General features: G+C 43.7%; 13 protein-coding genes. 6 read left to right on the top strand and 7 right to left on the bottom strand.

What is annotated here, in order from left to right:
• From DP117_RS00755 to nuoB, 5 genes are all read right to left on the bottom strand, one after another.
• Positions 1–2,316 (bottom strand): tetratricopeptide repeat protein (locus DP117_RS00755; protein WP_169216420.1); only part of this gene is annotated, 2,316 nt, incomplete at its 3' end.
• 60 nt (positions 2,317–2,376) lie between these two features.
• A complete protein-coding gene (locus DP117_RS00750; protein WP_169216419.1) occupies positions 2,377–2,817 on the bottom strand; it encodes a hypothetical protein in 441 nt (146 codons plus the stop codon).
• 238 nt (positions 2,818–3,055) lie between these two features.
• On the bottom strand, positions 3,056–3,448 hold the full coding sequence (locus DP117_RS00745; protein ID WP_169216434.1) for a PIN domain-containing protein: 393 nt from the start codon (positions 3,446–3,448) through the stop codon (positions 3,056–3,058).
• Between the two features lie 334 nt (positions 3,449–3,782).
• Positions 3,783–4,025 carry a hypothetical protein gene (locus DP117_RS00740; protein WP_169216418.1) on the bottom strand — a complete coding sequence of 81 codons (243 nt, stop codon included), beginning with the start codon at positions 4,023–4,025 and terminating at the stop codon, positions 3,783–3,785.
• Between the two features lie 464 nt (positions 4,026–4,489).
• Positions 4,490–5,191: an NADH-quinone oxidoreductase subunit NuoB gene (gene nuoB, locus DP117_RS00735; RefSeq protein WP_169216417.1), complete on the bottom strand. Its 702-nt coding sequence runs from the start codon at positions 5,189–5,191 to the stop codon at positions 4,490–4,492.
• Between the two features lie 425 nt (positions 5,192–5,616).
• Between nuoB and DP117_RS00730 the strand changes: the two genes are divergently transcribed.
• The gene (locus DP117_RS00730; RefSeq protein WP_169216416.1) at positions 5,617–7,632 is read left to right on the top strand and encodes an EamA family transporter; all 2,016 of its coding nucleotides are present in this window, start codon (positions 5,617–5,619) and stop codon (positions 7,630–7,632) included.
• A gap of 1,524 nt (positions 7,633–9,156) precedes the next feature.
• Positions 9,157–10,056 carry a heterocyst differentiation master regulator HetR gene (gene hetR, locus DP117_RS00725; protein ID WP_169216415.1) on the top strand — a complete coding sequence of 300 codons (900 nt, stop codon included), beginning with the start codon at positions 9,157–9,159 and terminating at the stop codon, positions 10,054–10,056.
• A 77-nt stretch (positions 10,057–10,133) separates the two neighbouring features.
• On the opposite strand, the gene DP117_RS00720 is transcribed toward hetR, so the two are convergent.
• Positions 10,134–10,853: a hypothetical protein gene (locus tag DP117_RS00720; protein ID WP_169216414.1), complete on the bottom strand. Its 720-nt coding sequence runs from the start codon at positions 10,851–10,853 to the stop codon at positions 10,134–10,136.
• Positions 10,854–11,380: 527 nt separating this feature from the next.
• Between DP117_RS00720 and rpsD the strand changes: the two genes are divergently transcribed.
• The gene (gene rpsD, locus DP117_RS00715) at positions 11,381–11,989 is read left to right on the top strand and encodes a 30S ribosomal protein S4 (RefSeq protein ID WP_169216413.1); all 609 of its coding nucleotides are present in this window, start codon (positions 11,381–11,383) and stop codon (positions 11,987–11,989) included.
• A gap of 67 nt (positions 11,990–12,056) precedes the next feature.
• Here the strand turns inward: rpsD and moaA are convergent, their stop codons facing one another.
• Complete coding sequence (moaA, locus tag DP117_RS00710) at positions 12,057–13,046, bottom strand: GTP 3',8-cyclase MoaA (protein WP_169216412.1); 990 nt, start codon at positions 13,044–13,046, stop codon at positions 12,057–12,059.
• A 204-nt stretch (positions 13,047–13,250) separates the two neighbouring features.
• Here moaA and DP117_RS00705 point away from each other — a divergent pair, with 204 nt between their 5' ends.
• Genes DP117_RS00705 through DP117_RS00695 form a run of 3 tightly spaced genes read left to right on the top strand, consistent with a single transcriptional unit; the run spans position 13,251 to position 14,381 of the window.
• Complete coding sequence (locus DP117_RS00705) at positions 13,251–13,577, top strand: DUF1778 domain-containing protein (protein ID WP_248277471.1); 327 nt, start codon at positions 13,251–13,253, stop codon at positions 13,575–13,577.
• Between the two features lie 2 nt (positions 13,578–13,579).
• On the top strand, positions 13,580–14,140 hold the full coding sequence (locus tag DP117_RS00700; RefSeq protein ID WP_339381105.1) for a GNAT family N-acetyltransferase: 561 nt from the start codon (positions 13,580–13,582) through the stop codon (positions 14,138–14,140).
• Positions 14,141–14,168: 28 nt separating this feature from the next.
• Positions 14,169–14,381, top strand: coding sequence for a hypothetical protein (locus DP117_RS00695; RefSeq protein ID WP_169216410.1), 213 nt, complete (start codon positions 14,169–14,171; stop codon positions 14,379–14,381).
• Positions 14,382–14,391: the final 10 nt, after the last annotated feature.

Raw genomic sequence — 14,391 nt, 5'->3', positions numbered from 1 at the left:
CAGGTTGTTGAGGCTAGTTGCGACATCGGGATGTTCATCTCCCAGTAGGCGTCGCCTGAGTTCCAAAGCTTGTTTGTACAGAGGTTCAGCTTCAGTGTATCTTCCTTGGGAATCGTAGAGTAACGCCAGGTTGTTGAGGCTAGTTGCGACAGAGGGATGTTCATCTCCCAGCAGGCGACGCGTTAGTTCCAAAGCTTGTTGCAACAAAGGTTCAGCTTCTGCGTATCTTCCTTGGGATTCGTAGAGATTCGCCAAGTTGTTGAGGCTAGCGGCGACATGGGGATGTTCCTCTCCCAGCAGGCGACGCGTTAGTTCCAAAGCTTGTTTGTACAAAGGTTCAGCATCTGCGTATCTTCCTTGGGACTTGTAGAGGTACGCCAGGTTGTTGAGGCTAGCGGCGACAGAGGGATGTTCATCTCCCAGCAGGCGACGCGTTAGTTCCAATGCTTGTTGCAACAAAGGTTCAGCTTCTGCGTATCTTCCTTGGGACTTGTAGAGTAACGCCAGGCTGTTGAGGCTAGTTGCGACATTGGGATGTTCCTCTCCCAGCAGGCGACGCGTTAGTTCCAAAGCTTGTTGGTACAACGGTTCGGCTTCTGCGTATCTTCCTTGGGAGTAGTAGAGTAACGCCAGGTTGTTGAGGCTAGTTGCGACAGAGGGATGTTCATCTCCCAGCAGGCGACGCGTTAGTTCCAAAGCTTGTTGCAACAAAGGTTCAGCTTCAGTGTATCTTCCTTGGGAAGAGTAGAGTAACGCCAGGTTGTTGAGGCTAGTTGCGACAGAGGGATGTTCCTCTCCCAGCAGGCGACGCGTTAGTTCCAATGCTTGTTGGTACAAAGGTTCGGCTTCTGCGTATCTTCCTTGGGAGTAGTAGAGTCCCGCCAGGTTGTTGAGGCTTTGTGCGATATCAGGATGTTCATCTCCCAGTACGCGTCGCGTTAGTTCCAATGCTTGTTGGTGCAGTGGTTCGGCTTCTGGGTATCTTCCTTGGGAAAAGTAGAGTTGTGCCAGGTTGTTGAGGCTAGTTGCGACTAGGGGATGTTCATCTCTCAGGCGTTTTTTAGTAACTTCTAGACATAGCTTATACCAAGGTTCTGCTTGATCATACAATCCCTGGCTTTCATAAAATCGAGCATTACCGACGAAAGCCCAGGGTAAATCCTCATCGCTGACATATTCAATAAGATTGTTGGCGACTTCTGCTAAATGAGGTATTGCGGGAGAGATGGCGGTAATTTGTTCACGGGTGGCGTCTTGAGGAATCTTCTTAGCAACTTCTTCTATCATTGCTTTGGCAAAAGCATATTTAAGATTTCCCCAAGTTGCAAGAATTGCTGGAGTTTCAAGATTCGCTTGAAAAAATTCCCGCAGCAGTGGATGCAATTGATAAATTCCCTTTTCTTTACGCTGTAACAAATGCAAATTCAGCAGCTTATCATCCCGACTTTCTTCTAACTCTTCTGCATCTACATCGGGTAAGCAAAATTCTACCAACTCCCAAGGTATCGGTGCTGGGGCAAATAAACTCAGTAAACACGCCAGTTGCTTATCCGTGTTGTTTAATTCCTGCCAACTCAACTCAAAGGCAGCTTGTACACCCAGTTGTGCTGTCATGTCGTCTTCTGAGTTCACAAGGGCTGGTTGTTCTAGTCGTTTTTTCTCCAACCTCTGCAACATTTCTTTTAGGGATAAATCTTCTTTGCGTGCTAGATATCGCCCGACTAATTCTAACCCCAAAGGTAAATATCCAAGCCATTCACACAGAGACGTTGCATGCAACGTCTCTACATTAACCCGTTCTGCACCAATGAGTGTTCGTAATAACTCCAGCGCCGCATCTGGTTGCAGCACACCTAAAGATAATTTTGGAATTTGCCCAAAGTGTCCTCTTGTTGTCATCAACACCTTAAACCGGGAAGATGACGGCGGGAGATACGGTTTAACTTCTTTGTATTTCGCCACATCATCTAAAATGAGCAGTACTTCACCTTCACGCCAGTGTCGCCAGCAGTATGCGAGTTGCGCGTGTAAATCAAAATCCGGCGATATTTCTGGTGGGTTTAAGTTAAGGTGAGTACGCGCAAACTGCACCAATTGTAATCCCACATCCGCAGCTTTCGGGAGTAACCAGCAAATTCCACCTTGGTAGGTTTCGCGGTGAGTGTTTGCATATTGCAGCGCCAGTTCGGTTTTTCCCACTCCACCCATACCAGCAATGGCGGCTATTGCCACGCGATCGCTTTTCTGCAAGAGTTGATGTAGCTGTTGCAGTTCTTTTTCACGCCCGACAAACTTCGTCGCCCCACTCAGGGGCAAATTCTGCGGTATTCCTGTAGGGGGATTTAACTTTGCCCGTTCCCATTCGGACGACTGCAGTCAAGAATTGGGATTATTGTAGTTAATGGTAACGCTATGACCACTGCCGCCTTGAAAAGTGGGAGCATTCGCATCATTAGACTGAAAAGCTTCGCCACCGTAAACATTTTGGACATTCCGCCCTTCAATCTTACCAATATTAATTTCCTGGTTAATTTCCTGAGCAAGCTGTTGAATATCTTGAGCAAATTTCTGGTCTGTGTCCATTGCTACCTGCAAATAAGCAGCAATCAAATCAACCTCTGCCTTTGAGCCTTCTTTCTGGGCTTTTGCTAGCGTCTCCTCTAATTTCCGATGACCCTTGAACCTCTGCCAAATTTTCTCGCGCAGATTGTTTAATTTATTTAATACGCTTGCCGTCAGTGTTTCTGCGGTTTTTTCGATAACTTTGCTAAATGCTAGAGTGGCGATCGCAGCGGCTGTGAGTGTTGCAGGTTCCATAAACTAGCCCAGAATGCGAGATGACATTTGCTTATATCTACCACTTTATCCTGGAAAATTTCGGAAAATGACTAAACTGAGATCTTGCGCCATTCTCAAAACCCTATGGCTGACGCCACGCCTTACGGCTATCGGGTGGGCACTGTCCACAATGTAAAAATAAGGGTTTGAGGAAAGTTAGGCAGTGCCCACCCTACAAAAATTGCTAGGGTGTGGGCGCATTTGCTATATAAAAGCATTACTCTTGAAGAAGTGGCAAAACAGTAATCAACTCAGAAAATCTAGCAAAATCTCCTGTGTTATGAGTTAACAGTTGAGGAATACCGTAAACTAACATCGTGGCGACAATATTCGCATCATGCACCTGCTTGCCACCGCTAGAAATTTCTTCCATTAGCGTCAACAATCTTTCAGTTACCTGAGAACCATCTTCAGCCACTTGAAAGCGGCTTTGGAAATAGCGAATATCCTGAATCACTATTGTAATGGGTAGTAGAGCGGTAAATTTTTGAGGACGGGTGAGGGTTGCCAAATATTCACGCAAAACTTGTCGGCTAATCCACAATTCAACCCCCGCATCATAAAAACCTTGTATAGCCTCTACAGCAGCTTGGTAAAACGGAGATTGAATTTGACTAGCATATAGTTCCGTTTTACATAGTCAAATATAGACAGACTACTACACACGGCTTTAAGCAACTCTACTTTTAGCATTTACACGCTTGAATGGTAGAGTTATTCGCCGTGGGATGTACTACCAGACACCCCCTATCCCTCCACAATTAGTTAATTGATTTGGGATTACTTTTAGTTTTAGATTAAGGTCTGCTTAATCTTTTTTGAGGTAGTTCAATTAGAACGCTCAGTATTTAGAGTAGCATTTTTCTGTAAATATAAGGCTATATTAGACTAGATTTTTAGTAAAGTTTTATCATACCAATATATTCGTGTCTAGAAAAACAGGATTACCGTCCCCAATCATCATACATATCCTCACGTCTTAGAGAAAGATTTTCAGGCCAAGGACCACAATTATGTACAGGAAAATCTAGCGGAGGACGCTTTTCCTTTGTCTGTGATTTCTCTACCAAAAGTTGTTCATCAATCATCACCACAACTCTATGTTCACCTGCTGGGATATCAGGTGGTAACTGTACTGTAATTTTGCCATCTGCTGTAACGGTGGCAATTGTTTCGATAGTCTTCATATTATTCCTTTTTTTTATCAGGGCTATTTTATTCTATGCACGATCACTTTGTTTATCTGAGATCTAGTTTGTAGGTTGGGTTTCACTGTTCCACATTTAATTTGCATATTTTGGTCTGTTAAAAAGCTCAATTCCTGAGGCAGCGCGTTGGAGAGCCAGTACTGCAGGAGGGGAGCCAGTGCGTTGCGGGGGTTCCCCCCGTTGAAGCACCTGGCGTTCTCCCTCCGTAGGTATCTGGCGTCCGGGTTCCCCGGCTTGTAGACGCCCGGAGGGCGGCTTCCCGCAGGGTAGCGTCTGCCGTCTCCCCAATACTCGCTACGCTCTCTACCCTATCAGCCCTAACATGCAAACTAATTGCACCCTGCCCTGTCAGACATCCCTCTCCTTAGCAAGGAGAGGGAACGATTTTAGCTACGCTAAAAGCGAGGGTGAGGTTTTCCAGATGTGACAGCTAGCTATTTTCTTCAGGAAAGACGATGTTCCGATTCAGAAATATTTTGAAGCCTCAAAGGTAAAGGCAATCCTGTTGCTTCAATAATTTCCTTAGATGGTGCTTCCCGTGTAGGACTTTTCAAGTATTGCCCATTATTGATAGGAGGCACAACTTTCATCTTATGTGAAGTGCTGTAGTAGCGGTGAGTTTGTTGAAGTTGTGGCAGTTCTTGAATGCTTTGATTAGAAATTTTCTTACGCAATTTAATAATCGCATCAATGACTGCTTCTGGTCGAGGAGGACATCCTGGTATATAGACATCAACTGGAATTAACTTATCCACACCGCGCACAGCACTAGGAGAATCTGTGCAGAACATCCCACCAGTAATTGTACATGCTCCCATTGCGATGACATATTTCGGTTCAGCCATCTGTTCATAAAGTCGCACCAAATTAGGCGCATACTTCATGGTGATTGTACCTGCTGTAATCAATAAGTCTGCTTGTCGAGGAGTCGCACGAGGAATCATCCCATATCGTTCCATATCAAAGCGAGATGCATAAGCAGCCATAAACTCCATGAAACAGCAGGCTGTACCGAACATCATCGGATACAAACTGGACATTTTTGCCCAGTTATACAAGTCATCTAAAGTTGTAAGAATAACGTTTTCAGACAGTTGTTGCGTGACTTCCGGACGTTCAATTGGATTAATAACAGAGTTAGTCATGGGTTAAATCCCCCCATAATTCTGAAGATTGTTTGACAAAATGCATTGTTCATGCATCAATAAAGCACTTGGAGAGCAGATTTTCTTTTCGAGGAAGCCCTTACAAGCTTTTCTTTATCACGAATAAACTACACCATCGCTGACGAGAATTTCTGATGGCGTTTTATGGGAACTTTGGCTCCCTCTGATAATTAATTATTGATTAGGATTTACCCACCATCTGCTAGAAACCGCGTTTCTTCGTTCGTATTTGGTTGTGAAACAGACGATTTTTGCTATTAACCGGGTAACTTTTGCCTAAGTTCCGTTGATAACTGATAACTGATAACTGATTCTTGACACAAGAGGGAAATAATAGGAATATAAGCGCCGATCAAGTCAATAGTAAGCTGCTTGTTCATCAAAGGATCAGAGGTTAAAGACGAATGGGGCGATACGAAAGACGACCAGATAACCCGCGAGGAAAAGGCGATCCGTATGAGACAGCAGAAACTGCCTTGCGGGCTGTCACAGAGGAATTGCAAATTCTTCAACGGAATTTGCTCAAGTCGTTACAGGAAGATACGAAGCGACTGCAAACAGAAAAAGACCGCTTAACTCAAGATATCACACGACTGCAACAGGAAAAAGAAAATCTACAACACGGGTACCAAATTAATGAGCAGCAAGCGTTGATTCGCCAGTTGTCACAAGTCTTGGCTAATCATATATCTTCGCAGCTGCAATCTTCTTTGGAAACGCTAACCACTCAAGCTGTGGAGCGTGTTTCCCAACCAGTGGGAAGTTCTGAATCTACTGAAACCACAAATAGCTCAGCAAGTCAAGTCAATGAGTATGCTGAAAAACTGCTTGGTTCTTTGGATGACTCCCTGACTATCACCTTTAACTCACTGCAACAAGAACTGAAAAACTATCAAAGCAGTTTTTCTCAACAGTTATCCCGAATGACAGTTCAGCAAAGGGAAGGCGAAACCATTTTAATAGAGTTAGTCAATAGTCTGCGTAGAGAACTGCAAGAAGCAACAACAAAAAGAGCAACAGGAAATTTACCGTCTGTCATAGCACAAGTTTCCCCTGCGGATGTGGAAGAGACTTCAGAACAACAACAGCCAACTTTGGGAGGAATGCCAACTAAGTTGCAAACAGATATTCCTCCAGAAATAACGGTTTTACCCAACAATCCACCACAGGAAGAACCACCTGCTTGGAATTCTCTTTTCCAGAATACAGTCTCGCCAAACGAAATCACCCAGTCTCCTGCCGTACCAGAACCAACTTCTGTACCAGAACCAACTTCTGTACCAGAACCAATTTCCGTACTACAACCAACGCCCGCCATCTCACAGACAGAAACGTCTTCTCCACCACAGCCAAATGTCACACCAAAGCAAGCCTTAGCAAGTCAGAAGACGGGAATTTCTTCGTTACAAATTACGGGAATGACTTTGCTTGTATTGTCTACAGTGGCGTCAGCGCTGTACAACGTAGTTATCAAAGTCATTTTTCTTCCTGGTTCACAAATTTTCGGTGTGTTTGATGCACAGCGCCTGATTTCACCAACTTTGGGTAGTTCGCTATTCATTTTAATGCTCAGGATGCTAATTGTTGTACCGCTGATGCTGCTTTTAGCTCCGATACTACATTCACGAGTCTGGCAAGACTTGCAATACCTGAGTTACTCAGTTCGAGGAAATAACAGTAATCCGACGGCAAAACAGGTATTGACACTGTCAATTGTGAGTGGATGCTTTTTGTTTCTCTCTCAGATTCTCATTTACCTTGCTATCGGTCAAGTTCCAACTGGGATGGCGATCGCACTTTTCTTTATCTATCCAATTATCAATGGATTTTTGTCGTGGTTTTTGTTTCGCGATCGCCTAACTTTATTCAGTCTTGGCGCGACAGCTGTGATTGGAACAGGTGAATTGTTAGTTTTAGCAACTTCTAACAGCACTGTCATCGGTGATCTTCGTATGGGGAGCATTGCAGCACTTGCTTCTGGCATTGCTTTTGCTTTCTACCTGTTAGTTTCGCGCAAATGTGCTGCCAAACTGCATCCTGTTTCTCTTACGTTAACGAACTTCGCTACGATGTTGGTGTTATCTATCTTCGGTTTGATACTGCCTTTACCTGCAAACTGGAGCTTGCAACTGAACCGTACTTATTTACTCGAACTCGTTTTGTGCGCTTTTTTACTTGGTGTACTGTCGCTGTTTAGCTATTTGTTAAATAATTTTGGAATTCGTAAAATAGGTGCCTCACGCTCAGCTCTTATCGGTGCGGCAATTCCTGCTCTAACGGTCATTTTTGCTGGGTTGATTCTTCAAGAAACCCTGCAACTTGAGCAAGTTTTAGGAGTTTTACTCGTCACTTTTGGGGCATTAGCTCTGTGTTTCGATAGAATCCGCAGAACCAAACCTTCTCATCAATCTTCTAAGTAAGTGAACCCCAGTTCTCTAGGTTCATCAATTAAGCAGGTAGTTTTTCAGCAGGGGAGGTTCTCTCCACCTGCTTTCCTGCTTGCAAGGGATTACCCAGTAAATATCAGCTAATAATCAGTTAATAAACAGCTAGATATCAAGATGAATAATTCAATAGCTTTGAGTTCAAAATTCTATTGCTAAATCCGGAAAATTTACAAAAAAGTTTTTCATTCATACATTTTGTTTGTATACTATCAAGGACTCAATACTGACCAGAACAAAAGCCAGAATAAGAGATTTTATTTTGAATTTTGCCTGTGTTAGATTGAGGGGTGAAACCCCACACCCCTTATCTTTTTTGTGTTAACTTTCTTCACTTCTTTTACTAGCTTAAATACCTGAAAAGGTTATCAAACATAGCTTTTAGTCTACGTATTTATTATTAATAATGAGTTACCATCAAGTTTTTTCATTACTTTAATTCACATTTATACAAAAAAAAAGAAATTTCTTCTTAAGGTAAATATATGATTTACAGTTCATAGTATAAATTAATTTTGAAATCCGATTTTTTTACAAAACTCGTTTGATATTTTGTATCTTCTCTAACATTACGAAACAAATCAGATTGATAAAATTAACAAAAATTGTCGAAATACGAAGGTAGTTTGAACCTTGGATTATCTTTTCCACGCAAAATCAACGATTTTCCCGAAAAAAAATTGTTTTGATTGCCAAAACATAATTGCAAGTTTTGAGCAGTACAGCAATTTACAAAGAGCTGCACCACCTGTTATGCTGTCATTTTTGTTACGAGGGCAGGTGATATACCCAAACCTGCGTTCTATGGAGACCTGTATTGAAGCAGGTTAAAACAGTGAAGATAGATCTTGAATAAACGCGAGAAGGGAGTAACTCACTCACAACTCACTCGCTCTACCCAGTTCTACCTGAATTTACAACAACCTCACGAAAATAACCTTTCTTTAGACAGATATATTACTCATTAGCTGTACGTACTAGTACCGCGTCCTTAAAATTTGCTTATTCACGCATTCGCTCATTCAAAAAGCTTAGATCACAAGCTTTTCACGCTCTGAGCGAATAGTAGCTTTATTGGGACCGCGTTGTACTAGCTAGTTGTTGAACTGAAAACAATCACACTGATTCAAGGCATCTTCTTGGAAATCATGCCTTATTTATTAAATCCGACTTCCCATTGTGTCAGTTCAAACCTGTAGATGAAAGGTGCGCTTGTGAAGTTGTTGATAATCGCTCCTGCGCATACACTCCATTGATACCTGCGTAATGGTGATAGTAGCTTAAATACTGTTTTTGTGTTGAGGGAACTCTAGTCAAGAGTGTTAACTCGTGATTTTTGCTTGAAAATACGGATGAATTACCAATTATGACTACCATCAAAACTCACACTTAACGCATAATAGATAATCTGAGGTAAAAACATTACCTAATGGTGGGTGTATACTGCTTGCTTTCCATTGACTGACAATTGTGTAAACGTGCTATTCAACTTTTTGTAATATGAGTAACGACGTAGATCTGATCAAACGTCTTGGCCCCAGTGCAATGGATCAGATCATGCTATACCTAGCTTTTAGCGCTATGCGAACAAGTGGGCATAGGCATGGGGCATTTTTAGATGCTGCAGCAACGGCTGCAAAATGTGCGATTTATATGACCTATCTGGAACAGGGACAAAACCTGCGGATGACAGGGCATTTGCACCACCTTGAGCCGAAGCGAGTCAAAATCATTGTTGAGGAAGTTAGACAAGCGCTAACTGAGGGTAAATTGCTGAAGATGCTGGGTTCTCAAGAACCGCGCTATCTGATTCAGTTACCGTATGTGTGGATGGAAAAACATCCTTGGCGACCAGGGCGATCGCGCGTCCCAGGAACAAATCTGACATCAGAAGAGAAAAGACAAATTGAGCAAAAACTACCCTCTAACCTACCAGATGCTCAGTTAATCACCTCTTTTGAGTTCCTAGAGTTAATTGAATTTCTCCACAAGCGCTCTCAGGAAGATTTGCCTCCAGAACATCGGATGGAATTGAGTGAAGCATTGGCGGAGCATATTAAGCGTCGTCTGCTCTACTCTGGTACGGTAACACGTATTGATTCACCTTGGGGAATGCCCTTCTATGCTCTGACTCGTCCTTTTTATGCCCCAGCCGATGAGCAAGAGCGCACTTACATCATGGTGGAAGATACTGCTCGGTATTTCCGGATGATGAGAGATTGGGCAGAACGCAGACCAAATACAATGCGTGTTTTGGAAGAACTGGATATTCCACCAGAGCGATTTGAAAAAGCTATGGAAGAATTGGATGAAATTATCCGTGCTTGGGCAGATAAATATCACCAAGACGGAGGAGTTCCAATGATTCTACAAATGGTCTTCGGTAAAAAAGAAGACTAAAAGCTAATTAACAGTTAACAGTTAGCAGTACGTTGATTGATAACTGATAACTGATAACTGATAACTGTTAGTAGAGCTTATTTGCTGCTTGGATTTGTTGGACTTTGAGTCGGTGCAGCCGGGGTTTGAATGGGTGCAGATGGCGCTGGAGTAGACTCAAAAGTTGGTCGAAATTCCGTAGGTTGTCTATTTGACGGTACAAAAGAAGGCAAAAAGCCGCTTATTTTGTCGCTGGCGTCGATACAACTTTCCATTGCTTGGGTAGAGGCAAAATCGACTTCAGCGCGCAAACCTACCACACACTCAGCAAAGCGTACTGGTAACAAGCTACGACCACAATAATTTAAAACCTCTGGGCCCGCTGTTTCTCGATTGTACTTGTTGATACCAAGAACACAAGTTGCTATCTCTTCAGGACGCCTTGCTTGCCTACAAGTTGCCAGGGCATCAGATGCGGCAATTTGTGTTTGCCGCCCAATTTTATACACACAGGCAGACAAGTCGCCAGGACGTACTGCTGCAGCACAAGCTTGTGATGCAGCATCCGCAGCTATACCCACACTCAAAAGTCGTCCAGCACAAACACGAAATTCATTCCTGTATGTGCCAGTAACAGCCATACTAGATGAAGTCATTGTTAACCATCCAGCCACAGCAAAAACTGGTGCGGCTAGCCCAGCAGTGGCTTTGAAAACAACTGCTTTTAAGGCGTCTGCGCTTCTTTCAAGACGTTGTGCAGTGTGTTTAGCTCTTTGCTCAAGTCTATGGGTACCTTCACTTTTTTTGTTGCTTAACATATAATTTCCCGTTCTCCAAACACCCAAGGGTATGCTACCCCATGATAGAAGCCCGCTTTGATGCTTGCAATACAGAGATGGGGAGACCCCCTCCGGGGGAATTCACGCATCGCGCAGCGTCCTTCGCGAAGCGAAGGATCTAATTCAAAATTCAAAAAAAGATTCTTTAATGAGCGAATTTTGAGATTGCTTCGCTAGCCCCTTTGGGAGCGCTGCGCAAACGCTCGCAACGCTACGCGATGCGTGAATTTGTTAGCGTAGCGTGCCGTAGGCAGCGCAGCGAGTGAGGGGGATGAGGAGGATGAGGAAGTAATTCCAACTTTTGAATTTTGAATTTTGAATTTTGAGAGAAGTTGGAGCGGAGGTTTCCTCCGATCCAATCTATGCCCTCCGGGCACGCTGCGCTATCGGTGATTTTGAATTGTCTTGTCCTCTTCGTGTAATGCCGTTGATGTCACAACTCAAAGAGGACTGCTATATAATTATATGTCTGGGTAAAGTTAAGCAGGATTCAATTTAAGAAACTCATGTCCCGATACAGAGGACCACGCCTTAGGGTTGTACGTCGCTTAGGCGACTTACCAGGATTAACTCGTAAAAGCGCTAGACGCGCTTATCCGCCAGGTCAGCATGGTCAGAACCGCAAAAAGCGTTCTGAATATGCCATCCGATTAGAGGAAAAGCAAAAGCTCCGTTTTAACTACGGTGTGACAGAAAAACAATTGCTGCGCTACGTACGCAAAGCTAGACGCGTGACTGGTTCTACCGGACAAGTGCTGCTCCAATTGCTAGAAATGCGGTTGGATAATACAATTTTCCGTATGGGAATGGCTCCCACGATTCCCGCAGCTCGTCAGCTGGTGAATCACGGTCATGTCACAGTTAACGGTCGCGTTGTCAATATTGCCAGTTACCAATGCCGTGCTGGAGAGGAAATTGCCGTCAGAAACCGGGAAGCATCACGTAAGTTGGTGGAAGCTAACTTACAATACCCTGGTTTGGCAAACCTACCCAGCCATCTGGAATTTGACAAAAATAAGATGGTTGGCAAAGTCAACAGCATCATTGAGCGCGAGTGGGTGGCGCTACAAATTAACGAACTGCTTGTGGTGGAATACTACTCACGTCAAGCTTAAGTCAACACTCAACACTCAACAGTTAACAGTCAACAGTTCAAAACTCTTGACTGTTGACGACTCACGACTAACCACCAATTTGAGACATGGTACGGGTATAAACACCAGTTGTCGTACCTGAGTAACGTTGCTTAAAGTTAATTTCTGGCTTCATTGCCAACAAGTGCCTAACCTGCTTGCGCAGTTCGGCAGTGCTAATACCTTCACGCAAAGCAGTTTTTAAATCAATTTGACTCGTTTCATTTAATAAACAGGGACGCAACCAGCCATCGGCAGAAAGACGCATCCGGTTGCAGCGATCGCAAAAACACTCTGACATCTGACTAATAAATCCCAGTGTCCCCTTCGCTCCCGGAATTTGAAACACATCAGCAGGTCCATTACCACAAACTTGAGATTCTGTCAATCCCCAACGTTCGCGGATGCGTTGGCGTAACTCTTGGGAAGATATCCAACCGCGATCGCCAAACAACTCAGAATTACCAATTGGCATAAATTCAATAAATCGGACATGCCATTGCTTATCAATCGTCAACGCAGCTAAATCCAAAACTTCATGGTCGTTGACACCGGGAATGACCACCACGTTCAGCTTCAGAGGGTCAAATCCCACGCGATAAGCCGCATGAATTCCTTCCCAAACTTGTTGCCAGCGTGGACGACCACGATTACCAATAATTTGGTTAAATGTGTCGGGATCAAGCGAGTCTAAGCTGATATTAAGTCTGTGCAAACCCGCGTTGTAGAGACTTTGTGCCATTGGGGCGAGTAAGAAACCGTTTGTCGTCATTGAGAGGTCTTGAGTTTGGGAAAGAGATGCGATCGCTCCCACCAATTCCACCACACGAGGACGCAGTAAAGGTTCTCCCCCAGTCAAACGGAAGCGAGTAAATCCAACGGGGATAAACACTTCTTCAATCAGGGTTAGCAGTTCGTGATCAGTCAACAACTGCTGCTTGAGGATGTAATCAAGTTCTGCTCCTTCTGGCATGCAGTATTGACACCGGAAATTGCAGCGGTCTATTAAACTTATGCGGAGGTAATCTACCTGGTTCATGGTTTTATAAAATTATCTCAGCTTCTTTATACATAAAATGATATTTTTGTCAAACAAAAAGCTTGCTTTACGAATTGTATTTATGTTCTTTTACGCTAACGTGTACTAAATATATTTGCGAAATAGCAATCTCAAATCATTAATTGGATAGAGGAAATTTTCGATTTCCATTTGTGTTGATTTTGTGTATACAAAGATGATATATTGATTGCATGGACATTAAAGCAACATAAAGCGATGCGATCGCAATCAACTGAATCAGCAAACCGAAACCGCGATGTGACTATCAACATTCGGGCGCACCAAGCACAACGTGATTTAATTGACCGTGCAGCAGAAGCACTCGGCAAGAACCGCTCTGATTTCATGCTAGAAACGGCTTGTCGGGAAGCAGAAGCGGTTTTACTGGATCGTAGGCTGTTCATGTTAGACGACGAGAAGTTCAAGCAATTTGTGGATCTTCTTGATGCACCGCCTTCTACTAATGAGAACTTACGTCAATTGCTGGCAACAAAAGCGCCGTGGGATTGAAGGTGAGCAACGAGCAAAACAAAATCTTGCAGCCTCCTCAACCCATAAAGCCAGAATATCTATTGGAAGATTTTGATTCTGGTAATCCAGAACTGGACGATTGGTTGAGAAAACGGGCGCTCAAGAATGAAGACACCGGTGCTTCCCGAACTTATGTGGTGACTATGGAGCAAAAGATTATTGCATATTACTGTCTTGCAAACGGTAGCGTCTTAAACACTAGTGCGCCAGGGCGAGTGAGCCGCAATATGCCCGATGCGATTCCTGTCATGGTGATTGGGCGGCTGGCGGTGGATCAGAACTGGCAAGGGAAAGGAATTGGACGTGGATTAGTACGCGATGCTGTATTACGCACTTTACAAGCAGCTTCAATTGCTGGAATTAGGGCTATTCTCGTCCACGCTATTTCAGAGAAAGCAGGTCAATTTTACCAGAAATGTGGTTTTATTGCTTCACCAGTCGCACCAATGACGCTGATGGTGACTATTGGTGATGTGAAAGCGGCTTTTGGGATTGTTGAGACAGCAGCTCCCTCTGAAATTCAGGAACAACTGCTAAGTTGATAGATTTAGAGAGGATGAGGCTTAAAAGATGACACTTACACAGTTGCTTCCTCCCATTCGACAGCTTTCTGCACCTGATAAACTCAAGCTGATCCGCATTTTAGCGGAAGAACTGGATAGCGATGAAGATATTTCACCTTTAGAACCATTCAAAACCTATGACTTGCCAACTCCCTACAACAGTTTCGGTACTGGCGAAGCTTTGATGCAAGCGATGAAGTCAGCTGATAATGGTGGCTAAATAGTTACGG

Source organism: Brasilonema sp. UFV-L1, assembly GCF_012912105.1.
In the GTDB taxonomy this organism is placed as follows: Bacteria; Cyanobacteriota; Cyanobacteriia; order Cyanobacteriales; family Nostocaceae; genus Brasilonema.
Note: the sequence above shows the minus strand (reverse complement) of the source record. Positions and strands in the feature narration are given on the sequence as shown.

Bases quoted from the DNA above. Each gene is read 5' to 3' on its own strand.
- DP117_RS00750 (WP_169216419.1), bottom strand. From the start codon at position 2,817: ATGGAACCTGCAACACTCACAGCCGCTGCGATCGCCACTCTAGCATTT.
- DP117_RS00740 (WP_169216418.1), bottom strand. From the start codon at position 4,025: ATGAAGACTATCGAAACAATTGCCACCGTTACAGCAGATGGCAAAATT.
- nuoB (WP_169216417.1), bottom strand. From the start codon at position 5,191: ATGACTAACTCTGTTATTAATCCAATTGAACGTCCGGAAGTCACGCAA.
- DP117_RS00730 (WP_169216416.1), top strand. From the start codon at position 5,617: ATGGGGCGATACGAAAGACGACCAGATAACCCGCGAGGAAAAGGCGAT.
- hetR (WP_169216415.1), top strand. From the start codon at position 9,157: ATGAGTAACGACGTAGATCTGATCAAACGTCTTGGCCCCAGTGCAATG.
- DP117_RS00720 (WP_169216414.1), bottom strand. From the start codon at position 10,853: ATGTTAAGCAACAAAAAAAGTGAAGGTACCCATAGACTTGAGCAAAGA.
- rpsD (WP_169216413.1), top strand. From the start codon at position 11,381: ATGTCCCGATACAGAGGACCACGCCTTAGGGTTGTACGTCGCTTAGGC.
- moaA (WP_169216412.1), bottom strand. From the start codon at position 13,046: ATGAACCAGGTAGATTACCTCCGCATAAGTTTAATAGACCGCTGCAAT.
- DP117_RS00695 (WP_169216410.1), top strand. From the start codon at position 14,169: ATGACACTTACACAGTTGCTTCCTCCCATTCGACAGCTTTCTGCACCT.